23 protein-coding genes, 1 tRNA gene and 1 pseudogene are annotated in these 25,840 nt (G+C 64.1%); 17 read left to right on the forward strand and 8 right to left on the reverse strand.

All coding sequences use genetic code 11. From position 1 onward, the window contains the following. Window positions 1-5: 5 nt before the first annotated feature. The 4 genes from HDG32_RS20190 to HDG32_RS20205 form a co-directional block, all read right to left on the reverse strand. Window positions 6-1,091: an asparaginase gene (locus HDG32_RS20190; RefSeq protein ID WP_184070148.1), complete on the reverse strand. Its 1,086-nt coding sequence runs from the start codon at window positions 1,089-1,091 to the stop codon at window positions 6-8. Between the two features lie 56 nt (window positions 1,092-1,147). Beyond that, the gene (locus HDG32_RS20195) at window positions 1,148-2,410 is read right to left on the reverse strand and encodes an MFS transporter (protein ID WP_184070150.1); all 1,263 of its coding nucleotides are present in this window, start codon (window positions 2,408-2,410) and stop codon (window positions 1,148-1,150) included. Between the two features lie 277 nt (window positions 2,411-2,687). Further along, entirely contained in the window at window positions 2,688-3,884 is a 1,197-nt protein-coding gene (locus HDG32_RS20200; protein ID WP_184070152.1) for a phytanoyl-CoA dioxygenase family protein, read from the reverse strand. A gap of 71 nt (window positions 3,885-3,955) precedes the next feature. Beyond that, window positions 3,956-4,858 carry a bifunctional 2-polyprenyl-6-hydroxyphenol methylase/3-demethylubiquinol 3-O-methyltransferase UbiG gene (locus HDG32_RS20205; RefSeq protein ID WP_184070154.1) on the reverse strand — a complete coding sequence of 301 codons (903 nt, stop codon included), beginning with the start codon at window positions 4,856-4,858 and terminating at the stop codon, window positions 3,956-3,958. Between the two features lie 296 nt (window positions 4,859-5,154). Here HDG32_RS20205 and HDG32_RS20210 point away from each other — a divergent pair, with 296 nt between their 5' ends. The 8 genes from HDG32_RS20210 (at window position 5,155) to HDG32_RS20245 (ending at window position 12,790) form a co-directional block, all read left to right on the forward strand. Further along, window positions 5,155-7,956 carry a monovalent cation/H+ antiporter subunit A gene (locus tag HDG32_RS20210; RefSeq protein WP_184070156.1) on the forward strand — a complete coding sequence of 934 codons (2,802 nt, stop codon included), beginning with the start codon at window positions 5,155-5,157 and terminating at the stop codon, window positions 7,954-7,956. Next, the gene (locus HDG32_RS20215; protein ID WP_090803875.1) at window positions 7,956-8,288 is read left to right on the forward strand and encodes a Na+/H+ antiporter subunit C; all 333 of its coding nucleotides are present in this window, start codon (window positions 7,956-7,958) and stop codon (window positions 8,286-8,288) included. The genes HDG32_RS20210 and HDG32_RS20215 overlap by 1 nt, the downstream gene beginning before the upstream one ends. Beyond that, a complete protein-coding gene (locus HDG32_RS20220) occupies window positions 8,285-10,066 on the forward strand; it encodes a monovalent cation/H+ antiporter subunit D (protein ID WP_184070158.1) in 1,782 nt (593 codons plus the stop codon). Before HDG32_RS20215 ends, HDG32_RS20220 begins: the two co-directional genes overlap by 4 nt. Before the next feature lie 2 nt (window positions 10,067-10,068). Then, window positions 10,069-10,563: a Na+/H+ antiporter subunit E gene (locus HDG32_RS20225; RefSeq protein ID WP_184070160.1), complete on the forward strand. Its 495-nt coding sequence runs from the start codon at window positions 10,069-10,071 to the stop codon at window positions 10,561-10,563. Beyond that, window positions 10,557-10,832 (forward strand): K+/H+ antiporter subunit F, encoded by a 276-nt coding sequence (locus tag HDG32_RS20230; RefSeq protein ID WP_184070162.1) that lies wholly within the window; start codon window positions 10,557-10,559, stop codon window positions 10,830-10,832. The genes HDG32_RS20225 and HDG32_RS20230 overlap by 7 nt, the downstream gene beginning before the upstream one ends. Before the next feature lie 8 nt (window positions 10,833-10,840). Further along, window positions 10,841-11,233 (forward strand): Na+/H+ antiporter subunit G, encoded by a 393-nt coding sequence (locus tag HDG32_RS20235; protein WP_090803870.1) that lies wholly within the window; start codon window positions 10,841-10,843, stop codon window positions 11,231-11,233. A 418-nt stretch (window positions 11,234-11,651) separates the two neighbouring features. Beyond that, window positions 11,652-12,488: an RNase A-like domain-containing protein gene (locus HDG32_RS20240; protein WP_184070164.1), complete on the forward strand. Its 837-nt coding sequence runs from the start codon at window positions 11,652-11,654 to the stop codon at window positions 12,486-12,488. Next, complete coding sequence (locus HDG32_RS20245; protein ID WP_311540107.1) at window positions 12,485-12,790, forward strand: contact-dependent growth inhibition system immunity protein; 306 nt, start codon at window positions 12,485-12,487, stop codon at window positions 12,788-12,790. Before HDG32_RS20240 ends, HDG32_RS20245 begins: the two co-directional genes overlap by 4 nt. Window positions 12,791-13,322: 532 nt before the next feature. Here HDG32_RS20245 and HDG32_RS20250 read toward each other — a convergent pair. The 4 genes from HDG32_RS20250 to acs form a co-directional block, all read right to left on the reverse strand. Further along, a tRNA-Ser gene (locus tag HDG32_RS20250) sits at window positions 13,323-13,413 on the reverse strand. A gap of 70 nt (window positions 13,414-13,483) precedes the next feature. Beyond that, window positions 13,484-15,502 carry a sodium:solute symporter family protein gene (locus tag HDG32_RS20255; protein ID WP_184070166.1) on the reverse strand — a complete coding sequence of 673 codons (2,019 nt, stop codon included), beginning with the start codon at window positions 15,500-15,502 and terminating at the stop codon, window positions 13,484-13,486. A gap of 4 nt (window positions 15,503-15,506) precedes the next feature. Continuing rightward, window positions 15,507-15,935, reverse strand: coding sequence for a DUF4212 domain-containing protein (locus HDG32_RS20260; protein WP_184070168.1), 429 nt, complete (start codon window positions 15,933-15,935; stop codon window positions 15,507-15,509). A 157-nt stretch (window positions 15,936-16,092) separates the two neighbouring features. Further along, entirely contained in the window at window positions 16,093-18,075 is a 1,983-nt protein-coding gene (acs, locus tag HDG32_RS20265) for an acetate--CoA ligase (RefSeq protein WP_184070170.1), read from the reverse strand. A 482-nt stretch (window positions 18,076-18,557) separates the two neighbouring features. On the opposite strand from acs, the pseudogene HDG32_RS20270 reads away from it, so the two are divergent. The 9 genes and pseudogenes from HDG32_RS20270 to HDG32_RS20310 all read left to right on the forward strand — a co-directional run. Beyond that, window positions 18,558-18,968: pseudogene (locus tag HDG32_RS20270) on the forward strand (EamA family transporter); the annotation flags it as partial. Between the two features lie 246 nt (window positions 18,969-19,214). Continuing rightward, window positions 19,215-19,700, forward strand: coding sequence for a TIGR00645 family protein (locus HDG32_RS20275; protein ID WP_221307810.1), 486 nt, complete (start codon window positions 19,215-19,217; stop codon window positions 19,698-19,700). Window positions 19,701-19,751: 51 nt separating this feature from the next. Beyond that, the gene (locus HDG32_RS20280; protein ID WP_184070174.1) at window positions 19,752-21,275 is read left to right on the forward strand and encodes a fumarate hydratase; all 1,524 of its coding nucleotides are present in this window, start codon (window positions 19,752-19,754) and stop codon (window positions 21,273-21,275) included. A 211-nt stretch (window positions 21,276-21,486) separates the two neighbouring features. Beyond that, window positions 21,487-21,966: a bacterioferritin gene (gene bfr / locus HDG32_RS20285; RefSeq protein WP_184070176.1), complete on the forward strand. Its 480-nt coding sequence runs from the start codon at window positions 21,487-21,489 to the stop codon at window positions 21,964-21,966. A 164-nt stretch (window positions 21,967-22,130) separates the two neighbouring features. Then, complete coding sequence (gene murI / locus HDG32_RS20290; RefSeq protein ID WP_184070178.1) at window positions 22,131-23,018, forward strand: glutamate racemase; 888 nt, start codon at window positions 22,131-22,133, stop codon at window positions 23,016-23,018. Between the two features lie 149 nt (window positions 23,019-23,167). Next, entirely contained in the window at window positions 23,168-23,422 is a 255-nt protein-coding gene (locus HDG32_RS20295; protein WP_090803857.1) for a bacterioferritin-associated ferredoxin, read from the forward strand. A gap of 329 nt (window positions 23,423-23,751) precedes the next feature. Continuing rightward, window positions 23,752-24,489, forward strand: a complete 738-nt coding sequence (locus tag HDG32_RS20300; protein ID WP_184070180.1) for an energy transducer TonB — start codon at window positions 23,752-23,754, stop codon at window positions 24,487-24,489. A gap of 28 nt (window positions 24,490-24,517) precedes the next feature. Continuing rightward, window positions 24,518-25,249: a MotA/TolQ/ExbB proton channel family protein gene (locus HDG32_RS20305; RefSeq protein WP_184070183.1), complete on the forward strand. Its 732-nt coding sequence runs from the start codon at window positions 24,518-24,520 to the stop codon at window positions 25,247-25,249. Between the two features lie 16 nt (window positions 25,250-25,265). Then, a complete protein-coding gene (locus tag HDG32_RS20310; protein WP_090803854.1) occupies window positions 25,266-25,685 on the forward strand; it encodes a biopolymer transporter ExbD in 420 nt (139 codons plus the stop codon). The last annotated feature ends 155 nt before the right edge of the window (window positions 25,686-25,840 follow it).

Here is a 25,840-nt window from a genome sequence, read left to right on the forward strand (position 1 = left end):
CGCGCTCAACGATGCGCGGCAAGCTCGATCGAGAAGCCCATCCGGCCGATCTCGACGCCCATCGTGTTGAGCCGCTGCGGCGCATGAAAACCGTCGAGCGCCGCGCGTTGTTCAGGCGTACCGATATCGAGCACGGCGAGCAACTCGGCGGTGACCGCGTAGAGCACGGCGGGATTGCCGTCCTCGATCTTCAGCGCGATGCCTAGCGCGCCCTTCGCGCCGAGCCGCGCGGTCTGCCGCGATGCGCGTACGCCGATCGCATAGCTGCCGTCCGCGCCGACCTTGCCGACCAGCGCGCCATCGAAAGCCTGCATCAGCAGCGTACAGAAGCGCCCCTCCCCGCCGACCAGTTCCGGGTACGACGTCATCGCGCGATAGATGCGCGCGAGCGCGGCCGCGCGCGGCGTCGTCGCGGCGGCTTCGGTTTCCTGTTGATCCTGCGCCGCCGCGAGCTTCGCGAACAGACGTGCGAGCCGGTCGAGCGCAAACGCCGGCGTCGGCAGATTGCAGCCGTCGATCGCCCATTGCACGCCCTCGTCGGGCAGATCGCAGACGCTCGCGACCGTCTGCTTCACACGCACCTGCAACGGATGCCCCGGCAGTTCATAGCCGGCGAGCGCCGCGCCGATCGAACCCGCGCCGGCCAGCATGCCCGCGTGCTTGCCCGAACAGTTGCTGCACACGCCGGTGGGCGTAAAGCCGCGCCGGATCCAGTCGACGTACACCGCATCCGACAACGGCGGATGGCCGCCGCAACGCAGATCGGCCTCGCTCGCCTGCGCTTTCGCGAGCATGCCGCGCGTGCGTTCGATATGACGCGGCTCGCTGCTGTGCGATGCGCACATCAGCGCGAGATCGGCTTCGTCGAAACCGCAACGCTCGAGCGCGCCGGTTTCGAGCACCGCGAGCGCCTGGGCCGGCTTCGCCGCGGAACGCGCGAGCGTCATGCGCGCGGCGTCGCCGAACGAATACAGCAGACGACCGTCCGCATCGACGACCGCGACGTGCGCGAGATGCGTGTTCTCGACGGATTCGCCACGATAGATCGTCGCCGCGACCGGCGCGGCGGGGTGCAGTTCGGACTGGCTCATGCGGTTCGTCTCCTCGTCGTGTCATGGATCGGGCGATGGCGCCCAGGCCCTGGCAATCAGGCGCTCGCCGCGAGCGCCTCTTCGCGCTCGAGCGTGCGCGTGTGCCGCAGTTCCGGAAAGAACCGCATCCACAACAGCGCGATCGCGATCGTCGCGACACCGCCGACCAGCACCGCCGGCTGCGCGCCCCACCATCCCGCGGTCAGGCCCGATTCGAACTCGCCCAATTGATTCGACGTCCCGATGAACAACGAATTGACCGCGCTGACGCGGCCGAGCATTTCATCGGGCGTGCGCAATTGCACGAGCGACAGCCGCACCACCACGCTGATCGTGTCCGACGCGCCGAGCACCATCAGCGCGAACAACGACACGAGGAACTGATGCGACAGCCCGAACACGATCGTCGCGATGCCGAACGCGATCACGCCGCCGAACATCGCCGCGCCGGGCCGGTTGCGCAATGGAAAATGCGCGAGCCAGATCGTGCCCGCGAGCGCGCCGATCGCCGTGCCCGAGCGCAACAGGCCGAGACCGAGCGGGCCCGCGTGCAGCACGTCGCGCGCGAAGATCGGCAGCAACGCGGTCGCGCCGCCGAACAGTACCGCGAACAGATCGAGCGACAGCGCGCCGAGAATCACCGGCTCGCGACGAATGAACGCGATGCCCGAAAAGATCGATTCGAGCGTGACGGGCGCGCGGCTCGCCGGCTTCATCTGCAACGGAATGCTCCACACCGACGCGGCTGCCGCCGCGAACGTCAGCGTGCACGCGAGATACGCGGCACCGGGACCGATGCCGTACAGCAGACCACCGAGCGCGGGCCCGGCGATCTGCGCGGTCTGATTGGCGGACGTCGCCCACGCGGTCGCCTTCGGCAGATAGCCGCGCGGCACCACGGCCGGCAGCAGCGACCCCACGGCCGGCGATTCGAACGCGCGCGACGCGCCGACGCAGGCAGCCAGCACGTAGATGACCGGCGCGCTGATCCAGCCGCCGAAAGTGCCGATCGCGAACAGCAATGCAGCGACACTTTCGAGGCTCTGGCAGACGGCGGCGATGCGGCGGCGATCGCAACGATCGGCGACATGGCCGACGACGAGCGTCAGCAGGAACATCGGCAGAAACTGCGCGAGACCGACGAGGCCAAGTGCGAACGCGCTATGCGTGAGCGCGTAGACATGCCAGCCCATCGCGACCGCGAGCATCTGGAACGACAGCGACGACAGGATGCGGGTGCACCAGAAACGCTGGAACGGCGGGTGTTTCGGCAGGCTGAAATGCGGGGAATCGGCGGGATCGATGGAGGCTGGGGGCATCGGTTGTTGCTCGTGACGGGGCGCATCGGGGCGTGGGTTGGGCGGGCGCTAGTTTAGAGCAAGACCGGAGGGGCATGCACAAAGGAGGCTGGCACGGGCGGCGTGATGGCGGGCGGCCCGTGCCGGGGCGGGCGCGCTCGAACGCATGCTTTGGGCGCAGGCGGGTCGTCAACCCGGGTGACTGTGCGCGCGAGACGCGGACAAAAGGTTTCGACATGCACCTTCCGCGAACTTGCCGAAGCAGGGCGCCCTCGCCTGCTTCGGCGCCACGCATGACTCAGGGCCGCAACGGCCGGCCTTCCGCGCGGCCGAAGTCGACGAAGTGATCGACCGGGTCGACGCCCGCCGCGCCGACGTCGGGATTCGCTTCGAGGTAAAGCTTCGGATCGAAACCGTCAGGCAGTTGGGCAAGCCGCGCCTTGCGTCGAAACGATTCGGCGCTGCTCAACGGGCGACCTTCAAATCGACCGTAGTAGATGTAGTGCTGCAATGCATTGCCGCCGCTCGCGGCGACGTCCGGATTGGCCTCGAGGTACGCCTCGCCGTCGAAGTCGACGATTGGCGTCAGGCTCGACGGCATGCCGGTCAGGTCGTGATAGCACAAACAGCCATCCGCGAAAAAATGGCAAACCAGTGCCTTGCGACTCACGTGCTCCGGATCGCGCATCTTGCTGCCGCCGTGCAGCAGGTTCGCATGCCACAACAGCACATCGCCCTTTTTCGGGTAGAAGTGCTTTGGGCCCGATGAACGTTCAGCGATGAGCTTCTGAATCGCGGGTTCGTAGATGTCGTGATAAGCGGAATACCCGCAACCGAACGGCATGCCCAATTCAGTCGACATCAGATACGGCAGCTTGTGCGTGCCGGGGTGATAAACGAGCGGCCCGGAGTCGGGATGAATATCCTCGAAGGCGATCCAGTTCGCGACCAGATACCCGTTCGGATAGGTCGACATGTGAATCGAATCGGAATGCTCGAGTTGCTCGCTGCTCTTGTGACCGCCGATCGTCTGGAACGGCGCCGATTTCGCGCCCAGCAGCAGACTCACGATCTCGTTCATGCGCGCGTCGAACAGCATCTCGCGAACAGCCGGCACGTTGAAATGCGGATTCAGCGTGCGCCCAGGCAGCGTATCGCCTTCGAAAAGCGGCTCGGGCGGCGGCCGCAGCGTGCCGTCGGCAATCGCGTTTTCGTAGGCTTGCCACGTCGCATCGAGCTGTTCCGTCTTGAAGAAACCCTCAATGATCAGGTAGCCGTCGCTCACCCATTTGCGGCACCATTCTGCCTGCTGCTCGCTAATTACGCCTTGGGACAACAGCTCGGCAACCCGCTCCAGCGCATCCGGTCGATCGAGCCAGGGAACGGGGCCCGCCGCGGGAAATTTTTCGAATTTGAAGACCTGGGTCTGACTGTCGATCGGAACGTCCGCGACGACGGGCTTATCGAAAAAGCGCTGATTCTCGAGAGTATTCATTTTCGGGAAACTTTCCGGGTTCGCGTTTTAGGGTAACTGGCTTGAACACGACGCTGGCTGCGCGGTGTCGATCACTCGAACGAGCGCCCTTCCGCACGGCCATAGCGGATGTAGTGTTCCGCGCCAGAGCCGATGTGCTTGTGCGCAACGGCTTCTGCTACGTCGGGGTTGCGCTGAAGATAGTGCGCCTCGTTGAAATGCGGAATGTGAGCAGCGTAAAGAAGAATCGACGGGCCGGCCGGATGTTGTTCGCGATCGTCCACGCCGACGATCACCGTCATGCCCAGTGCGTCGAGGACCGCCATCAGGCTTTCACGGGTCATCCAGTTGGCTTGCGGAGCAGTCCCGCCGATGAATTTTACGTTGTTGATGCTGTCGAGATAGCTATGTCGGTGGAGACGCACTTCGCGTCCGCGAAACTCCGAGACGGTTGGCGTCGGATCGAAGTGCCTTTGCAGGTTCGCATTCGTCCGCGCGACTTCGGCATCGTAATAGTGCGTCCAGATGCAGATCGAATCTGACGCATATGCCATATCTTCCAGTAGCGATACCGGATCCATCATGTGATAGAGCACGCCGCTTGCAAGAATCAGATCGAATCGCTGATCGCGCTTTTTCAGCAGTTCTCTGAAATCGCCATACATGAATTCGGCATTGAACTTCAATGCATTCTGCACGAGCAGGCATTTGAGAAAGGACTTCGAATTCGCCTCGATAGCAAGGACACGTGAAGCGCCGGCTTTGGCCATCATGAACGTATGGCCGCCTTCCATGGGTCCGAGTTCGAGCACGCTTTTTCCGGAAAAGCCGCCGCACATGATCTCGAACCAGTGGAGACGCCCATCGTCGAAATGGGGCGCCATACCTAAACCGTAGCCCGGCACATCGGACACCCATGTGCCATCGAAAAGATTGAAAGCCAAAGTGTGGCCTGGCTCTTCAGTTGCATACAGATCCAGTTCAGTTCCTTTCAATTTGGCGCCTCGATTGATCGTCAAGTTTGCCGATTATGGTGCATCAGCGCGCCGCATGTCACGCGACGGGTGTTAAATCGAACGCGCGTCCGCATCAATGGGCATGATTGGGCATCAGTCGGGCTCGCCGCCCGCTTCGCGGTGCGTATATTTATGCTTGATGTATCGATGTGAACCTGCCGGGCTGTTTGCGGCTATGATTGTGCCCCGTGGGCAGCCGCCCGGCTGGTGGCACGCCGGCCCAGTCCCACCGGCCAGCCACACCGTCTAACACTCGAACTCCCGGAGGGCATCGAATGGTACTGGGGTGGCTCGTCCTACTTCCGTTCATGGCCGCGGCGCTCATTGCGCTCACGAGGCCGCGCGCCGCCGCGCTCTGCACCTGGATCGCGTTCGCGACGGCGCTGTTCGGCTGCGCGCTGCTGCTGAGCGAGCGCGTGGGCATGGGCGACCACGACGTGCTGCAATGGCGCCATGAGTGGATGCCCGACATCGGCCTCGCGCTGTCGCTGCGCCTCGATGGCCTGTCGTTCATGTTCGCGTTGCTCGTACTCGCGATCGGCCTGCTCGTCTTCATCTACGCACGCTACTACCTCGCCGGCAGCGATTCGTTGCCGCGTCTGTACCTGCTGCTGCTGCTCTTCATGGGCGCGATGCTCGGCATCGTGCTGTCGAGCAACCTGCTGCTGCTCGTCATCTTCTGGGAACTGACGAGCCTCGTCTCGTTCCTGCTGATCGGCTTCTGGCCATCGCGGCCCGACGCGAGGCGCGGCGCACGCATGGCGCTCACCATCACCGGCGCGGGCGGTCTCGCGCTGCTTGCGGCCGTGCTGTTGCTCGGCCACGTATGCGGCAGCTACGAGCTGAACGACGTGCTCGCCCAGCATGACAAGGTGCAGCACGATCCGCTCTACCCGGCCATTCTGCTGCTCACGCTGTTCGCGGCGTTCACGAAGTCGGCGCAGTTTCCTTTCCACTTCTGGCTACCGCACGCGATGTCGGCGCCTACACCCGTGTCGGCCTATCTGCATTCGGCGACGATGGTGAAGGCCGGCGTGTTCCTGCTCGCGCGTCTCTATCCGGTCCTCGAAGGTACCCACCTCTGGGCTTACACGGCGACAGTGGCCGGGCTCGTCACGCTGGTGGGCGGCGCGGGGATGGCGTTGTTGCAGCGCGATCTGAAGGGCCTGCTCGCCTATTCGACCATCAGCCATCTCGGCCTGATCGTGCTGCTGTTCGGCCTCGACACGCAGCTCTCGACTGTCGCCGCGCTCTTTCACACGGTCAACCACGCGGTGTTCAAGGCGTCGCTCTTCATGGCCGCGGGCATCGTCGATCACGAAACCGGCACGCGCGATCTGGGCCGTCTGCGCGGCCTGCGCAGGTACATGCCGCATACGGCCGTGCTCGCGAGCGTCGCGTCGCTGTCGATGGCCGGCGTGCCGCTGCTCAACGGCTTTCTCTCGAAGGAAATGTTCTTCGGCGAAACACTCGCGCAAAGCATGTTCGGGCCGCTGAACCTCGCCGTGCCGGTCATCGCGATCGTGGCGGCGGCGCTCTCCGTGGCGTACTCGCTACGTTTCGTCTGGGGCGTGTTTTTCGACGGCGAGACGCCGCGCGATCTGCCGCACTATCCGCCGCACGAGGCGCCGCGCTTCATGCGGCTGCCGGTCGAGATTCTCGTGGCGCTGTGCCTGCTGATCGGCCTGTTCCCGCAGCAAAGCATCGGCAGGCTGCTCGAGTCGGCCGCGTGGGTCACGCTCGGCGGCAAGCTGCCCGACTACAGCCTGAGCCTGTGGCACGGCGTCAATACGCCGCTCGTGATGAGCGCGGTGTCGTTCGCGGCGGGTGCGGCGCTCTTTTTCCTGCGCCGCAATGCGTTCCCCCACCATCGCACGGCGCTCACCGAGTTGAACGCGAGCGAAATCTTCGACCGCTTCGTGCAGCGTCTCGAACAGAGCGCCGGCGTGATCGTGCGCTTGTTCGAGACGCGCTCGCTGCCGGCCTACCTCGCATGGATGATCGCGGCGATGCTGATCGTGCCGGGCGTGCCGCTCGTCGCGCTCGACACCTGGAGCGGCAGCCACACGCGCCTGCCGCCCGATCCGTTCACGCTAAGCGGCCTCGTGCTGATGGCGTTGCTCGCCGTCGGCGTGGTGCTCGTGCGTGCGCGCACCCTTTACGCGCTGGTGATGCTGAGCACCTGCGGCCTGCTCGTGTCGCTCGCCTTCGTGCGCTTCTCCGCGCCCGATCTCGCGCTCACGCAGATCTCCGTCGAACTGGTCACGATCCTGCTGCTCGTGCTGGCCGTCTATTTCCTGCCCGCGCTGCAACGCGCCGTCGAGCCGCTCCCCGTCCGGCTGCGCAACGGCGTGCTCGCGCTCGCGGGCGGCGCGCTGCTCGGCGCCGTGTCGTACAGGATCATGACGAGCGCGCCGGTGCCAGGCATCGCTCCGTACTTCCTCGCCAATGCGCTGCCCGGCAGCGGCGGCCACAACGTCGTCAACGTGATCCTCGTGGATTTCCGCGGCTTCGATACGATGGTCGAAATCAGCGTGCTCGTGGTCGCGGGACTCGCCGTCAAGGCGCTGCTGCGCGGGCTGCGCCTGAAGTCGCCCGATGCGGGGCCGGATGGCCGGCCATGGTCGTCGCAATCGCATCCGCTGATGCTCGCGATCCTCGCGCGGCTGATGCTGCCGCTCACCGTGCTCGTCGCCGTGTTCGTGTTCCTGCGCGGCCACAACCTGCCGGGCGGCGGCTTCATCGCGTCGCTGATCCTCTCGATCGCGTTGTTGCTGCAGTACGTCGCGAGCGGGGTGCTGTGGACCGAGTCGCGCATCCACCTTAACTACCGCGCGCTCGCGGGCTTCGGCATTCTGATCGCCGCGGCCACGGGGCTCGGCAGTCTCGCGTTCGGCCAGCCGTTTTTGACCAGTGCGTTCGGGCACCTGCACGTGCCGCTGATCGGAGAGATCGAACTGTCCACGGCGATGCTGTTCGATCTCGGCGTAACGGGCGCGGTGGTCGGCACGACGCTCACGATCGTCTCGCACCTCGGCGTACGCGACAAGGACATGCAGTCCGTGGAGAAAAGCTGATGGAAGCCGCCTTTGCCATCGCGATCGGCGTGCTTTGCGCGTGCGGCATCTACCTGCTGCTGTGCGCGCGCGTGTTGCCGGTGATTCTCGGCATCACGCTGTTCTCGTATGCGATCAACCTGTTCCTGCTCGGCATGGGCCGGCTTGCGATCGGCAAGCCAGCGGTCATCGCGGCGGGGGCGCAATACGTCGATCCGGTGCCGCAAGCGCTCGTGCTGACCGCCATCGTGATCGGCTTCGCAATGACGGCCTTCACCGTGGTGCTCGCGCTGCGCTCGTTTTCGATCACGGGCAACGATCACGTCAATGACGAGGAGACGCCCGTCGAATGAACCACGTTCTCCTGCTCCCGATCCTGATTCCGCTCTTTTCCGCGGGCGTCATCGTCGTGCTGCCGCCGCGCGCGAAACGCCTGCAACGCGCGCTGAACGCGCTCGCCATCATCGCGCTGCTGCCCGTCGCGTGCCTGCTGATGGCGCGCGCCGCGCAAGGCGAGATCGCCAGCTACGCGCTCGGCGCATGGCCCGCGCCGTTCGGCATCGTGCTGGAACTCGACCGGCTCGGCGCGCTGATGCTGGTGCTCACCGCCGTGCTGGCGGTCTGCTGCCTGCTCGGCACCTCGAGCGAGGACGCGAGGCGCGGCCGCTATTTCCGTGCGCTGTTTCAGTTCGAGCTGATGGGCCTGAACGGCGCCTTCCTCGCGGGCGATCTCTTCAACCTGTTCGTGTTCTTCGAACTGCTGCTGATCGCGTCGTACGCGCTGCTGCTGCATGGTGGCGGCGCGCGACGGGTGCGCAACGGGCTGCACTATCTGTTGATGAACCTCGTCGGTTCGTCGTTCTTTCTGATCGCGATCGGCGTGCTCTACGGCGTCACGGGCACGCTCAACATGGCCGACATGGGCGAACGTCTGGCGCGTCTCGGGCCGGAGTCGCTGCCGCTCGCGCAGTTCGCGGGCGCGACGCTGATGCTCGTGTTCGGCCTCAAGGCCGCCGTGTTTCCGATGTCGTTCTGGTTGCCGCAGGCCTACCGCAGCGCCATCGGCCCGGTGGCCGCGCTGTTCGCGATCATGACCAAGGTCGGCATCTATGCGATGCTGCGCTGCGACGCGCTCGTGTTCGGCGCGGCGGGCGGCGTGCTCGATGCGTTCATGCATCAGTGGGCGTGGTGGCTCGCGATCGCGACGATCGTGTTCGGCGCGCTGGGCGCGTTGGCGGTGTCGAGTCTCAAGACCACGACGGGCTATCTCGTGCTGGTTTCGGTGGGTCTGCTGATCGCGGCGATCGCACTACAGACGCCGCTTGCATGGAGCGCGCTGCTCTACTACCTGATCAGCACGACGCTCTGCACTGGCGCGCTGTTCCTGCTCGCCGACACGCTCGAACCCGAGCAAGCCCCGACCCCGCACGCCGCCCATGCCGCCGTTTCCGCCGATGCCAATTCGATCGAGCCCGGCTCGCTCGAAGCGCTCGACGACGCGGCCGCGGCGGCCATCTCGCCCGACCCGGACGGCGAAGCGGTGGCGACGCTGGCGCGGGTGCAGCCGCTGCAGGTCGAGACGGCCGGCGCGCTCGCCGTGCTGGTCGGGGAACCGGCTCACACCGAAGCCGAAGCTACGGTCGAAGCGGTCCCGCGCGCGCATGCACCGTGGCCGTCGAACCTCGCCGCGCTGCTCTATCTGATCGCCGCGGTGGGCGCCGCGGGCCTGCCGCCGCTGTCCGGGTTCCTCGGCAAGGCGATGGTGCTGGCCGCCACGCCGCTCGGCGCGGCAGTCGTGCTGTGGCCGGCCGTACTGCTGTCGAGCCTGCTCTCGATCGTCGCGCTGAGCCGCACGGGCACGCGCCTGATGTGGGCCGCGCCGGCCGCGCGCGCCGCCGCCGGCAAAGAGGAGCGCGCACCGCGTGGCAGTAATGCGAAGCTCGCCGCCTGCGCGATCCTGCTCGGCTGCGTCGTGGCCATCACGCTCGGCGCGGGCGCGGTGCGGCACTATCTCACCGATACGGCGACACAGCTATTCGATCGCGCCGCCTACGTACACGCGATCCTGCCCGCGGCGCGCTCCTCGCCATCAGCGGCGGCCGCGACCACGGCCGACGCACAGGGGAACTGACGATGTTGAAAAGGCTCTTCCCCCACCCGTGGCTCGCGGTCTTCCTGATCATCTGCTGGGTGCTGCTGATGAACGACGTCTCGCCGGGCAATCTGCTGCTCGGCGCCGCGCTCGGCTACGCGATCTCCTTTCGCGTCGCCGAAGGCTTGTGGCTGCGACCGGTGCGCTTCGGCCGACCGTGGCTGCTCGTGCTCCTCGCCTGGCATGTGTTGGTCGATATCATCGTGGCCAACGTCGAGGTCGCGCTGCTCGTGCTCGGCCCGACGCAGCGGATGCGCCCGGCGTTCATCGACGTGCCGCTCGACAGCACCCACGAGATCGCGCTCACGGTGCTTATCAGCGTGGTCTCGCTGAGCCCGGGCACGCTGTGCGCCGAACTCAGCGACGACCGCACGCGCCTCTCCGTGCACGTGCTCGATCTCGGCGACGAAGCGGCACTCATCGCGCTCATCAAGTCCCGTTATGAAGCCCCATTGATGGAGATCTTCGCATGCTAACCATCGTGATTCCGATCTCGCTCGCGATCCTCGGCATTGCGTTCCTGCTCACGCTGTGGCGCCTCGTGCGCGGGCCGTCGCTGCCCGATCGCATCGTCGCGCTCGACACGCTCAACATCAATGCGATCGCGTTGATCGTCGTGTACGGCATCAGCTTGCGCTCGACGGTGCTCTTCGAGGTTGCGCTTCTGATTGCCGTGATGGGTTTCGTGGGTACCGTCGCGCTCACCAAGTACCTGCAGCGCGGCGACATCATCGAACTCAACTAGCGTGGGGTATGCCGATGGAAACTTTTGTCGAAGCGATCGTTTGTTTGCTGCTGCTGGCCGGCAGTCTGTTCACGCTGGTCGGGGCGGTCGGGCTCGCTCGGCTGCCCGACTTCTTCATGCGGCTGCACGGTCCGACCAAGTCGACCACGCTCGGTGTGGGCGGCATCGTGCTCGCGTCGGTGGTGTATTTCAGCGCGCATAACAACTTCGCGAGCCTGCATGAGCTGCTGATTCCGGCGTTTCTGTTTCTCACCGCGCCGATTAGCGCACATATGCTGGCGAAGGCTGGGATTCAGCAGGGAGTGACGCTGTCAGAGGCGACGCGGGGGCGGCCGCCTGTTACGGGCGCTTGCGCGGAACGGGGGAATACGGGGGAGTTGCGGGAGGGGGATGAGGGGTGAGGCTTGTCGAAGCTTCGCGCCTCTCGGGACGATCCCGCGTGCACAAAATTCTCGTTGACCGGACTTTGTGTTCTGTCCCGGCGGATCTATGCGCGAGACCTCGCAGCGCGCGCTCGCGCATTCCGCGGCAAACAACGTTGAGACGGCCACTCACCGAACGGACCTGCTGGAACAACGACGCGCGACGACGGGGGCATGGCCAAACCCTATGTCCACGCTGCGCTATACGAGCGCTGCCTTGCTGAACGGAACCGTTCTTATCCAGACTGTCCATACGCGCTACGGCGCGCATTCCGGCGCGCACAAATGTTGACATTTCGTTGATCGAAGCGAAAGCCTAAAATCATCCATCGCCCATTCCATACCCCTGTGGACGCCTGCTAGCGTAGCAGCCCCAACAGCTACAGAGGACACCGGAATGTCGTATCAACAGAATTCGGACGGCGTGCGCGTGGTGCTCAGTGCGCCGCAACTAGCGGCAGTGCTCTCCCGTCAGTCGATCAGCCCTACCGAGATGCGTTCCAACCGGCTATGGGGCGGCTTGCAGGTTGTCGGCGGGGTGCTGGAAATGGTCGGGGCGGCAGCGCTATGTGTGCTGCCGGAACCGACGATGGCGAGCAAGGCCGGATGTGTTGTGTTCGGCGTACATGGCTCAGATACGGCGTCGGCAGGTTTGCGTCAAATCTGGACGGGCCGGGATACGGTCACGCTGACCCAGCAAGGTACGGCGAAGCTGGCCGAGGCGATGAACGCCGGTCCTGACATGGCGAACAACATCGGCCTGTCAGTCGATATGATCGTGCCGTTCGGGTTCGCTGGCTCGATCAAGGCTGCACGCGTGGCCAGCGTTACGATGGGCCGGATCGATCTGCAAATGCATGAAGCAAAAGCGCTCAATCCGAGGCTGGGAGGGCACACACTCGAAAAGCACGTGGGGCGGACCGAAGCGCAATTGCGCGAAAGACTGAGACTTGAACCGCATCGAAAAAGAGTGTCGTCATTCACGAACCTGGAGCGGGCGGAATGGGCAATATCAGAAGTAATGCGCGCCCATACGACACAAATCAGGAAATGGGCGGAGTGCTCAGGTAGTGGCGGCCCCCTTACACTGACGCAGCGTGTGGCGAGTGATGTCGGCTATGGAATTGCACGACAGACAGGAAAAATGACGCGGATGAATGAGGTTGTCGTTGTACTGAAATATCAAACCTACAATGGAATGCCGTACTACATTTTTACCGCATATGTTGGATGAAGGCGAAAATTATGCTGTCAGAGCGTTACCCGAAACTTTATCAGTTGTTTGGCGCATACCTTAATCAGGATTCTGATTTATGGGGAGAAACGATTCCGGAAATTGTTTCGTGCTACAGGAGGGACTGCCCACGGGAAAGCCATCTCGAAATGATCCACGAAATAGATTCGTTCATAAACGAGCACCCGGATGATCTGGATTCAGCGTTTGAAACGGATTACGGGCAAGATTTCGATCCGGAGTTGTGGGGCTATACGACCACTTCGTTTCTCGAGGAATTGAAGCGTCTTCTGAGCGATTAATCCACTCGTCGCCGCGCGAGGTTGGTTCGATATCACCCGGGGCATCCACTCGACAATGTTTGCATTTCACCCCGAGGTGTTCGCCTCGAAGTACCGACACCCTGTCTCATTTATCGTCGAGTATCCCCGAGGCAGCGATTAGATATATGAGACCAAATTCCCGCAACATTGTTGGAGCAGACGACCCAATGTGGATTCTCGCGCGCGCGACGGAGATGGCGCAGCTTTGGCGGGGGCGACGCATGCCATAGAGCTTGTCGGGTATTTTCTTCTCTTGCCATGCCGACCGAACTGCCAGAAAGACTTAGGCCCAGGCCTTAATGAGCCCCGCCCCGAGCGGGGCTTTTCATTTGTTCCCCGGTTAGTCTCTTTGTCGAGCCGCGCTCCGGGGAAAACCCGACCTATGTTGTTCGTAGACAACGCACCCAACCGGCCGCCAACAGGCAGGGAATTACACCGCTCGATGTCGTGTGGGTAGCGGTGTTGGTAGAAAAGAAAAACGGGCCGAAAGGCCCGTATTCATTGGATGTCCTGGCGGAGAGAGGGGGATTCGAACCCCCGATAGGCTATTAACCTATACACGCTTTCCAGGCGTGCGACTTAAACCGCTCATCCATCTCTCCGGCGGGGAGCCGAATTATAGCAAACTTCGCGCCCTGCGCCAGACCCTGGCCAAAGCCCCGCGCAAACCGCCTACGGATGCCGGATATAGTCGACCAGCGCGATCGTATAAGCGTCCGCCTTTCGATCGATCAAACTCACCCCGATCGCCACGAGAAAACCCGCCGGCACACCGAACACGCCCGAACTGATCGGCTCGATGCCAAACCAGCGCGCACCTGTGAATCCCGTCATCTGCGTGAAGAACGGATACGTCGACACGATGTAGTAGATGCACACGACGAGCCCCGCGACCATCCCCGCCACCGCGCCGAGCCGCGTCGTGCGTTTCCAGAACACGCCGAGCACGAGCGCCGGAAACAGACTCGACGCCGCCAGCGAAAACGCCGCCCCGACCAGAAACAGAATATTCCCCGTATTCAGCGACGCCACGTACGACGCGAACAATGCGACACCCAGCAGCAGAATCTTCGAGATCGTCACGCGCCGCTGGCTCGACGCGTTCGGATCGACCATGTGGTAGTACACGTCGTGCGATAGCGCGTTCGCGATCGTCAGCAGCAGACCATCCGCGGTCGATAGCGCCGCCCCGAGCGCCCCCGCCGCGATCAAGCCCGACATCACATACGGCAGCCCCGCGATCTCGGGCGCCGCGAGCACGACCATATCAGGCTGCATCTGGATCTCGCTCCAGCGCACGATACCGTCGCCGTTCGTATCGGCGAGGCTGATCAGGCTCGGTTCGACCTTGCGCCATTGCATCAGCCACTGCGGCAGATCGGCGAAATGATGGCCGACCAGATTCGACAGGATCTCGTACTTGATCAGCACCGCCAGCACCGGCACGGTCAGATAGAACAGCGCGACGAAAAAGAGCGTCCAGCCGACCGAGCGCCGCGCCGACGCCACCGAAGTCGTCGTGTTGTAGCGCGTCAGGATATGCGGCAGGCTCGCCGTGCCAAGCGACAGACACAACAGCAGCGATAGAAAGTTACGCGCGTGCGTGCTTCGGTCTTCATCACCGACAGCAGGAAACGGTTCCTGCATCGGCACCGGCGCGCTCGCCCGCATCAGCATGTCGTCGCGCTTCTGACTCCAGACGATCTGCGCGGCGGCGGCATCGCGCGGAAACTGTTCGAGCGCGCGCTCGCGCTCCTTGATCTCGCGCAACGGACCGTTATGGCGGCGCAGATCGCCGACCTCCTGCGTGAGCCGCTGCTTTTCGTCGATGAACGATTGCGGCAGCGTATCGAGCCGCAGTTGCATCAACGCGGCGCGGCGTCGATAGTCGTCGCGCACGCGCTCCTCGAGCGGCGCGTCGCGCACCTGTTTCTCGAGCCCTTCCATGCGCTCCATCAGGCGCCCATAGCTGAATTGCGGCACCCAGCCGAGGCCGTCCTTGTGCGCGATCATCGATACCGGTATCAGCATCGCGAGGATCAGGATGATGTACTGCGCGACCTGGGTCCACGTGACGGCACGCATGCCGCCCAGAAACGAGCACACCAGAATGCCCGCGAGCCCGCAGAAAATGCCGACCGCGAAATCGACGCCGATAAAGCGCGTCGCGATCAACCCGACGCCCTGGATCTGCGCGACCAGATAGACGAACGAGCACAGGATCGCGGCGAGCGCCGCGAGGCCGCGCACCGCGTTGCTCGAATAGCGCGTGCCGAGAAAATCGGGAATCGTGTAGCGCGCGAGCTTGCGCACATACGGCGCGAGCAGGAACGCGACGAGGCAATAGCCGCCGGTCCAGCCCATCAGGTACGCGAGGCCGTCGTAGCCGGTCGCGTAGATCGAGCCGGCCAGACCGATGAACGACGCGGCCGACAACCAGTCGGCCGCGGTCGCCATGCCGTTGAACGCCGACGGCACGCGCCGCCCCGCTACATAGTATTCGACCAGGTCGGACGTGCGCGACAGCACGCCGATCACCGCATACACCGCGATCGGCACGAACAGGAACACATAGCCGATCCACACCCCGGGACCGTTGCTGCGCTCGATGCGCCACATCACGTAAACGAACAGCAGAAAGCCGAGCGTATAGAGCGCGTACGAGCGGATCAGCCGATGCGTGAGCTTCATCGGCTCAGCGCCCGCGCGCGGCCGGCGCGGCCGTGCCGATCGTGACGTCATCGTTTGCGCCGGTGGTGGAATCCGCGGCGGGACCGCTTGCCGCATCGCGCTGCGAATCCGCTTCGAACGCGTGCTGCAACTGACGATCGGCGCGCTGCATCAGCACGATATAGACGACGATCAGCGCGAGGTAGATCAGGATCGCGCCTTGTGCGCCAAAGTAGAACGGCAGCCTGAAGCCGCCTGCGTGCACCTGCCCGAGCGCGGGCGCCAGCAATGGCACGACGAAGGAGACGAAGAAGCCAAGCGTCATCAGCACCGCGATCAGCGCGAGGTTGAAACGCCAGTACTTGCGATGCGCGAGCGCCATCGCCGCCGAGACCGGTGGCGGTTCGGGCGGGGGGTTCAACGTGGCGTGGGAGGATAAGTGCGGCGCGGCCATGCGCCTATGTATCAAAAAGGCATCGGCGAGGCAATTGGGATTGTCCGCGCAACGCCGTGACGCAAGCCGTCCACTCGAATAACGGGTCTGCGCGGCGTGCCCGCAAGCGTGTCGATCGACACGCCGCCGCCGTCCGCGCGGACCCGCTTACAACGCTTTAAATCGACTCGCCGAGCTGATCGAGAATCGCCGGGTTTTCCAGCGTCGACACGTCCTGGGTGATTTCCTCGCCTTTCGCGAGCGAACGCAACAGACGACGCATGATCTTGCCCGATCGCGTCTTCGGCAGGTTCTCGCCAAAGCGGATGTCCTTCGGCTTCGCGATCGGACCGATCTCCTTGCCGACCCAGTTGCGCAGGTCGTTCGCGAGCTTCACGGCCTCTTCGCCTTGCGGACGCGCACGCTTGAGCACCACGAACGCGCACACCGCCTCGCCGGTCGTCGCATCGGGGCGGCCCACCACGGCGGCTTCCGCGACGAGCGGATTGGCCACCAGTGCCGACTCGATCTCCATGGTGCCGAGACGGTGGCCCGACACGTTCAGCACGTCGTCGATGCGGCCCATGATCGTGAAGTAGCCGGTCTCCTTGTCGCGCACCGCGCCGTCGCCGGCGAGGTAGAGCCTGCCGCCGAGCTCGTCGGGGAAGTAGCTCTTCTTGTAGCGGTCCGGATCGCCCCACACGTTGCGCAGCATCGCCGGCCACGGGCGCTTGACCACCAGAATGCCGCCCTGCCCGTTCGGCACGTCCTGCCCGGTTTCGTCGACGACCGCAGCCATGATGCCCGGCAGCGGCAGCGTGCACGAACCCGGCACGAGCGGCGTCGCGCCCGGCATCGGCGCGATCATGTGGCCGCCGGTCTCGGTCTGCCACCACGTATCGACGATCGGACAGCGGCCGCCGCCGACGTTCTCGTAGTACCACACCCACGCTTCCGGATTGATCGGTTCGCCGACCGTGCCGATGATGCGCAAGGTCGACAGGTCGTAGCTCTTCGGATGCACTTTAGCGTCGGCCTCGGAGGCCTTGATCAGCGAGCGGATCGCAGTAGGAGCCGTATAGAACAGCGTGACCCTGTGCTTCGCGATCATCTGCCAGAAGCGCCCGGCGTCCGGATAGGTCGGCACGCCCTCGAACACGACCTGGGTGCCGCCAAGCGTGAGCGGCCCGTACGTAATGTAGCTATGGCCGGTGATCCAGCCGATGTCGGCGGTACACCAGAACACGTCGGAGGGGCGCCAGTCGAAGGTCCATTTCAGCGTTTGCGCGGCCCACAGCAGATAGCCGCCGGTGCTGTGCTGCACGCCCTTCGGCTTGCCGGTCGAGCCCGACGTATAGAGGATGAAGAGCGGATGCTCGGCGCCGACCCATTCGGGCGCGCACTGATCCGACTCGGCCTGTGCGAGTTCGTGCATCCACAGGTCGCGCCCTGCGTCCCACGCGACCTTGCCGCCGGTGCGCTGGTACACGATCACGCTCCTGACCTTCTCGCAGCCGCCGAGCGCGAGCGCTTCGTCAGCGATGTTCTTCAGCGGCAAAGCCTTGCCGCCGCGCATCTGTTCGTCGGACGTGATCAGCGCGACCGCGCCGACGTCGACGAGCCGCTCGTTGAGCGACTTCGACGAGAAGCCGCCGAACACGACCGAGTGCGTCGCGCCGATCCGCGCGCACGCCTGCATCGCGACGATGCCTTCGATCGACATCGGCATATAGATGACGACCGGGTCGCCTTTCTTCACGCCGCGTTTTTTCAGCGCATTCGCGAAGCGCGATACGCGTTGCAGCAGATCCTGATAGGTGACGTTGGTGACGGTACCGTCGTCGGCTTCGAACACGATCGCGACGCGCTCGCCGTTGCCGGCCTCGACGTGACGGTCGATGCTGTTATACGACGCGTTCAGCTGGCCGTCTTCGAACCACGTGTAGAACGGCGCCTTCGATTCGTCGAGCACCTTCGTAAACGGCTTGTGCCAACTCAGCGTCTCCTTCGCGAGACGCCCCCAGAAGCCTTCGTAGTCGCGCTCCGCTTCGGCGGCGAGCGCCCGGTACGCGTCCATGCCGGAGATCGTGGCACCCTTCGCAGTGTCAGCGGAGGGCGGAAAAACGCGGCGTTCCTGAAGAACCGATTCAATCGCAGACATCGACAACCCCTTGGTGAAGATGAAACGTAAAACCTGTACCGGCGCGCTTCGGGCGCGCGGGCCTCATCCTGTTCGAGCCGCCACGAGCGGCGCTGTCTCCCACCTCGCGATACCGTCAAACGCGTGCGCGTGCGGCATCGCAACATCCGTGCATGCGGGCACCCTGCGCGATCCTATCCCGCGTCAAGGCTTAACCATATGCGCTGCAACTTACCGGCCACTTACGCGCATCGTGTTGATCTGCAAGCGAAAACCCTTAGATCGCGCCAGCCATCGACGCAGTTACGCGTTGATCAGACGAGATGCGCGCGAAAAAGATCGCCGTTCTACAGAGCCTTCTACGCTCGCTCGCAGCACACTGCATACCGTTGATGCGAACTCGACGCACCGCCAGCGCGCCCGCTTTCGCACCCTTTCGCACCCTTATGCTCTCTCGCACGGCCTTTTACAATGCTAACTGAACTAGCCGTCCGGATTCCAGCTTGAATCGCTACGCCCTGCTTCTCATTACCTCGATGCTGCTGGTCGGCAGCAACGTCGGAATCGGTAAATCGATCGTCGCCTTCGTCCCCGTCCCGCTGTTTGCGCTACTGCGTTTCGTAATCGCGATGGCCGTGCTTTGGCCGCTGTTGCGCGTGACCAAACTGCGCCGCGTCAGACGCGACGAATGGATCAACCTGTTTTTGCAGGCGCTATTCGGCACCTTCGGCTTCACGCTGCTGATGCTCAACGGCGTCGCGCGTACCAGCGCGGTCGCGGCCGGCGTGATCACGAGCACGATTCCGGCGGTCGTCGCGCTGCTGTCGTGGCTGATCCTGAAGGAGCGGCCCGACGGCCGCGCGCTCGCGCACGGGATCGCGCTTGCCTGCGTGGTCGCCGGTATCGGCCTCGCGAGCCTGAAGGCGCGCAGCGTGCCGCCGATCGCATCGTAATTCCGGTGTGGCGGGCGCGCTGCCCGCCGCAAAGCAGCAGATTCGACCGACGCTGTACAATAGCGCGCCTGACGCGAGTCTCGCGCCCCTTCAATGGCCGCGCCCCGCACCGCCGTCGGCGCCTGGCCCCTGTTCCGTCACCCGCGCTTCATCTGACCGTTGCCTATGTCCGCTTCGCGACCCGCCTCCGCCCGTCCGCGCCGCCCCATGCGCGCGCTGCCCCACCTCGTTTTCATGAGCCGCTGGCTGCAGGTGCCGCTGTACCTCGGGCTGATCGTCGCGCAGGCGGTCTACGTCGTGCTATTCCTGAAGGAAGTCTGGCATCTGGTCACCGACTCGATGAAGCTCGACGAAACCAGCATCATGCTCGTCGTGCTGGGCCTGATCGACGTGGTGATGATCTCGAACCTGCTGATCATGGTGATCATCGGCGGGTATGAAACGTTCGTATCGCGCCTCGGCCTCGACGGTCATCCGGACGAACCGGAATGGCTCGATCACGTGAACGCCGGCGTGCTGAAAGTGAAGCTGTCGATGGCGCTGATCAGCATTTCGCCGATCCATCTGCTGAAGACCTTCATCAGCCCCGACCAGAACACCACGCACACGCTCCCCAAACATTTCGAAGGGCCCGCGGCATTGCACGCCGTGGGCGGCATCAAGGTTTCCACTCCCATGAAGGCGCAAGACTGACCGCACCGTGCTGCGATCCGACAACAAGCGCCACTCCCCACTGAGCTAGCCATGACCGTCATCAAACAGGAAGACCTGATTCAGAGCATCGCTGATTCGCTGCAGTACATCAGCTACTACCATCCGCTCGACTACATCGAAGCGCTCGGCCGCGCGTACGAGCTCGAACAGAGCCCCGCAGCGAAGGACGCGATCGCGCAGATCCTGACCAACAGCCGCATGTGCGCCGAAGGCAAGCGCCCGATCTGCCAGGACACCGGCATCGTCACGGTGTTCGTGAAGGTCGGTATGGACGTGCGTTGGGACGGCGCGACGATGAGCGTCACCGACATGATCAACGAAGGCGTGCGCCGCGGTTATCTGAATCCGGACAACGTGCTGCGCGCATCGATCGTGAGCCCGCCCGAAGGCGCGCGCAAGAACACCAGGGACAACACGCCGGCCGTGATCCACTACGAGATCGTGCCGGGTAACACCGTCGACGTGCAGGTCGCGGCCAAGGGCGGCGGCTCGGAGAACAAGTCGAAGTTCGCGATGCTGAACCCGTCGGACTCGATCGTCGACTGGATCCTGAAGACCGTGCCGACGATGGGCGCGGGCTGGTGCCCGCCGGGCATGCTCGGCATCGGCATCGGCGGCACCGCTGAGAAAGCGATGGTGATGGCGAAGGAATCGCTGATGGACCCGATCGACATTCAGGACGTGATCGCGCGCGGCCCGAAGGACTGGATCGAAGAGCTGCGCGTCGAGCTGCACGAGAAGGTCAACGCACTCGGTATCGGCGCGCAGGGCCTCGGCGGTCTGTCCACTGTTCTCGACGTGAAGATCATGGCCGCGCCGACGCACGCCGCATCCAAGCCGATCGCGATCATCCCGAACTGCGCGGCGACCCGCCACGCGCACTTCACGCTCGACGGTTCGGGCGTCGCCAGGCTCGAAGCGCCGTCGCTCGACGCATGGCCCAAGGTGCACTGGGAACCGAACACGGAAACCAGCAGGCGCGTCGACCTCAACACGCTGACGCCGGAAGAAGTGGCGGCCTGGAAGCCGGGCCAGACGCTGCTGCTGTCGGGCAAGATGTTGACGGGCCGCGACGCCGCGCACAAGCGCATCGCCGACATGCTCACGAAGGGCGAGAAGCTGCCGGTCGATTTCACGAACCGCGTGATCTACTACGTCGGCCCGGTCGATCCGGTGCGCGACGAAGCGGTCGGCCCGGCGGGCCCGACCACTGCGACGCGGATGGACAAGTTCACCGAGACGATGCTCGCGCAAACGGGCCTCATTTCGATGATCGGCAAGGCCGAGCGCGGCCCGGTCGCGATCGAGGCGATCAAGAAGCACAAGGCCGCGTATCTGATGGCCGTCGGCGGTGCGGCGTACCTCGTGTCGAAGGCGATCCGCAGCGCGAAGGTGCTCGCGTTCGAAGACCTCGGCATGGAAGCGATCTACGAGTTCGACGTGCAGGACATGCCGGTCACGGTCGCCGTCGATTCGAACGGCACCTCCGTGCACCAGACCGGCCCGAAGGAATGGCAAGCCAGGATCGGCAAGATTCCGGTCGCCACGGCTTGATGAGTCGCGATTAACGCTACTCAGGTCAGTCGAAAAGCCGGGGCCGCGATCCCGGCTTTTTCTTTCCGTGCGTCATGCACGCGCAAGGCGCCGCACGCACAAGGCCGCCAACGCCGCCAACGCCGCCAACGGTTGTATCGGATCTCTTGGCTTTTTTGGACATGGCGTTTATTGTTGTTGGAAATTCAAGGTTCCCGAAAAAGGAAATAACATGCAAGGCGACAAGAAGGTCATCGAATATCTGAACGCGCAGTTGAAGAACGAACTGACCGCGATCAATCAATACTTCCTGCATGCCCGAATGTACGGCCACTGGGGCCTCGACAAGCTCGGCAAGCACGAGTACGACGAGTCGATCGGCGAAATGAAGCATGCCGACATGCTGATCGAACGGATCTTCGTGCTCGACGGTCTGCCGAATCTGCAGGACCTGCACAAGCTGCTGATCGGTGAGGAAACCAAAGAGATCCTCGAATGCGATCTGAAGCTCGAACAGATTTCGCAAGGCACCTGCAAGGAGGCGATTGTCTACTGCGAATCGGTGCGCGATTTCATCTCGCGCGAAATCTTCACGAAGATTCTCGACGACACCGAAGAGCACATCGACTGGCTCGAAACCCAGCTCGATCTGATCGACAAGGTCGGTATCCAGAACTACCAGCAAAGCGCGATGGGCTCGGTCGAGTCCTGATCGAAGCACGCTGAAGCATTTCGCGCGGTAGCGGCACGACGCCTGCCCAGCAGGCATTCGCGCCGGACCGTACCGCACGGGCGATATACTTGCGCGCTCGTTCGCGCCTCACCGTGGTTTCACCCCTTTCGCCGACCGCCACTTCACGCTCGTTTTTTTCGCCTATGCCCGCCCCTTCGCCGTCCCCGACTGTCCGCAGTGTTGCCGCTGGCGCCGCGTCGCAGGCGCCGATCGGCATTTTCGATTCGGGGCTCGGCGGCCTGTCCGTGCTGCGCGCGGTGCGCGCGCAACTGCCTGACGAGGCGTTGCTGTATGTCGCCGATTCGCTGTACGCGCCCTACGGCGAGCGCGACGACGACTTCATCACCGACCGCACGCTGGCCATCGGCCAATGGCTCGCCGCACAAGGCGCGAAGGCGCTCGTGGTCGCATGCAATACGGCGACCGCGCAGTCGATCGCGCTGGTGCGCGAAAAGCTGCCGATTCCGCTCGTCGGTGTCGAGCCGGGTGTCAAGCCCGCCGCGCTGCAATCGAAAAGCCGCGTCGCCGGCGTGCTCGCGACCCAGGCGACGCTGCGCAGCGCCCGCTTCCAGGGGCTGCTCGAACGCTACGCCGCCGACTGCCGCTTTCTGTGCCAGCCCGGCCACGGGCTCGTGCAGGCGGTCGAGCGTTGCGACGTCGGCTCGGCCGAGCTGCACGCACTGCTGCGCAGCTACCTGGAACCGATGCTCGACGCGGGCGCCGACACGCTGGTGCTCGGCTGCACCCATTACCCCTTTCTCGACGCGGCGATCCGCGACATCGTCGGCGAGCGGCTCGCGCTGATCGATACGAGCGTGGCGATCGCGCGTCAGCTCGAACGCGTGCTCGAGCAGCACGGCCTGCGCGCCGCGGCGTCGGCCGGGGGCACGCCGCTGCCGCGCTTCTATTCCACCGACGACGGCATCCATCAGCAGCAACTCGCCGCCACGCTGCTGCGGATCGAGGCCGCGGTCGAGCAGGTATCGATACCGTCGGGCCGCACGGCCGCATCGGATTCTCGCGCCGCCTAGCGCCGGCAACCGGCGCGCGCCCCGCCCTTCCTGCCGACGAAATCCATTCCAAGAGTCTGGTTTTGTTACAAAAAATCGCACGGGACGCTTGCCAAACGAACCAAACAAAATGATAATAATTCGCATTAACTTTAGCTATGACGCCTGCCATGATCGTCTGTGTCTGCAAATCCGTATCCGACCGCACAATCCGCTCCTCGATTGCGGACGGCATCGACTCGTTCGACGAGTTGCAGTTTGAACTCGGCGTCGCCTCGTGCTGCGGCAAATGCGAGGAATCCGTGCGTGACGTGATGCTGCAAAGCGGTGTCTGCGCGAGCCGTTGCGGCGTGGTCGAGCATCGGCAGGTGCAGAGCGTCGCCGAGGTCGTGCAAGTCGCGTTCTACGAGCGCAAGGCAGCCTGAGCTCAACTAGCAGGGCCGGTGCAGGCCGTGTCGGTGCATCTAAAAGTCCCTCTGCTTCATGCACGCTTTATGTAACGCTCCGATGCGACGTTGAATGTGCCGCACGTCTGCAACACAACCGCAGTACTGTCCGCCGTACTGCGTTATCTCACTGCCGTCAGCAAGCCAGTACCCGCACCAGCCAGCTACCCCGCTCCCCCTTCGAAAGGAGTTCGAGATGGAATTGCTGATTGGTTTCGTGACTACTTTGTTCATTTCGCTGCTGATTTTCCGAACATGACGATGCCCTGTTTGACGCGCCGCCCGCACGGTGCGCTGCCACACTGACCATGCAGGCTCCGCATCCCGTTTCCGCCGGCGCCACGCTGGCGTCGTCCACCCGACCGAATTCCCGCGCGCTGACGGCCACTGCCATAGTCGCCGCGGTTCACGTCGCTCTGCTCGCCGTGATCATGACGCTGCGTCACGAGCCTGTACCGGTCGCGCTCGAATCGCACGTGATGACCGCCGAACTGCTGCCGCCCGCGCCGCTCGCCGCGCCGGTCGCGCTGCAATCGATCGCTCCGCCGCCGCCCCGGCCAACGCCGCCCGTCCATACGAGGCCGAAAGCCCAGCCGAAGCCGACTCCGACGCCCAAGCCGACGCCAACTCCGTTGCCACAGGCCGCTGCGCCATCGCCGACGCCGGTCGCGGCGCCCGATCCGACGCCGCCCGCGCCCGCCGCGCCGGCGACACCCCCCACCGCGGCAGCGCCCGCGATCGGCAAGCCGACGATGGAAATCAGCGCGCCGAAAAACGTGTCGCACCTCGATTGCAATATCAGCCAGCCCGAATACCCGGCTCTATCGCGGCGCCGCGGCGAATCCGGCACCGCGTACGTGCACTTCGTCGTCGGTCTGAGCGGCAAGCTCGAGAACATCGAGTTGAAGAAAAGCAGCGGCTTTAGCCGTCTCGACGACGCGGCCGTGGCCGCCGTGCGCGCAAGCGCCTGCAAACCGTATCTCGAGAACGGCGAGCCCGTCAGGGCCGCGTACACCCAGCCTTTCAACTTCAATCTGACCGACTGAAGCAAGCTTTCAAAAACAAGGAATTGCAATGCAAAACTACGGATTGGCACACGTGTGGGCGCAAGGGGATTTCGTGACGCGCGGTATCGCGCTGGCGCTATTGATCATGTCGGTGATGTCGTGGAGCGTGATCGTCGTCAAAGGCTGGAACGTGATGCGCCTGAAGCGCCTGACGAAGAACGCCGAGCAGGCGTTCTGGCATTCGGACGACCTCGCCGACGGCGTGAAGAAGCTCGGCGGCGGCGCCTCGACGCCGCATGACAACCCGTTCCTCGCGCTCGCGCTGTCGGGCCAGGAAGCGGCCGACCATCATCACCAGACGCAGCCGCATCTGCACGACCGCATGGACGTATCGGACTGGGTCACGCGCTGCCTGAAAGACACGATGGACGAAAGCGTCGCGCGCATGCAGAGCGGTCTCGCGATTCTTGCGTCGATCGGCAGCACCGCGCCGTTCGTCGGCCTGTTCGGCACCGTCTGGGGCATCTATCACGCGCTGCTCGCGATCGGCGCGAGCGGCCAGTCGTCGATCGACCAGGTCGCCGGCCCGGTCGGCGAAGCGCTGATCATGACCGCGTTTGGTCTGTTCGTCGCGATTCCGGCCGTGCTCGGCTACAACGCGCTGACGCGCGCCAACAAGGCGATCGTCGCGAAGCTGAGCCGCTTCGCTCACGGCCTGCATGCGTTCTTCGTGACCGGTGCCCGTTTGTCGTCGACCAGGCGCGGCGACGGCCTGCGTCTCGCAACCCGCGCCAACTGATCGACGAGGCATCCCAATGGCAATGAGCCCTTTCGCCGGAGACGATGACGACGGCCTGATGAACGAGATCAACATGACGCCGCTCGTCGACGTGATGCTGGTTCTGCTGATCGTCTTCATGGTGACGATTCCGGTGATCCGTCACGCGGTCAAGATCGATCTGCCGCACGCGAGCAGTCAGAGGGAAGATACGAAGCCCGCGCAGGTGACGGTGTCGATCGACGCGGACGGCAATGTGCTGTGGGACAGCACCAAGGTCGACGATGCGGCGCTCGCCGCGAAGATCGCCGCGGCCGCGCAGGCGAGCCCGCAGCCGGAGTTGCATCTCGATGCGGACCGCAAGGTGCCGTACGAGAAGGTCGCGCAGGTGATGTCGGCCGCGCAGGCTGGCGGACTGACGAAGATCGGTTTCGTCACGCAGCCCAAAGCGAAGTAAGCGGTAACGTGGCAAGCGGAGGGGCAAGCGGAGCAGCGCGCTCGTCCACGGGAACATCCCTTTAAACAGGGCCAAAAAGTAAAAGGCCTTCATCGTCGGATGAAGGCCTTTTTTTGTGCGCACTCGGCGCCTTCGGGCGGCGGGATCATTTGCCA

It is taken from the genome of Paraburkholderia sp. CI2 (assembly GCF_014201055.1).
GTDB classification, from domain to species: Bacteria; Pseudomonadota; Gammaproteobacteria; order Burkholderiales; family Burkholderiaceae; genus Paraburkholderia; species Paraburkholderia tuberum.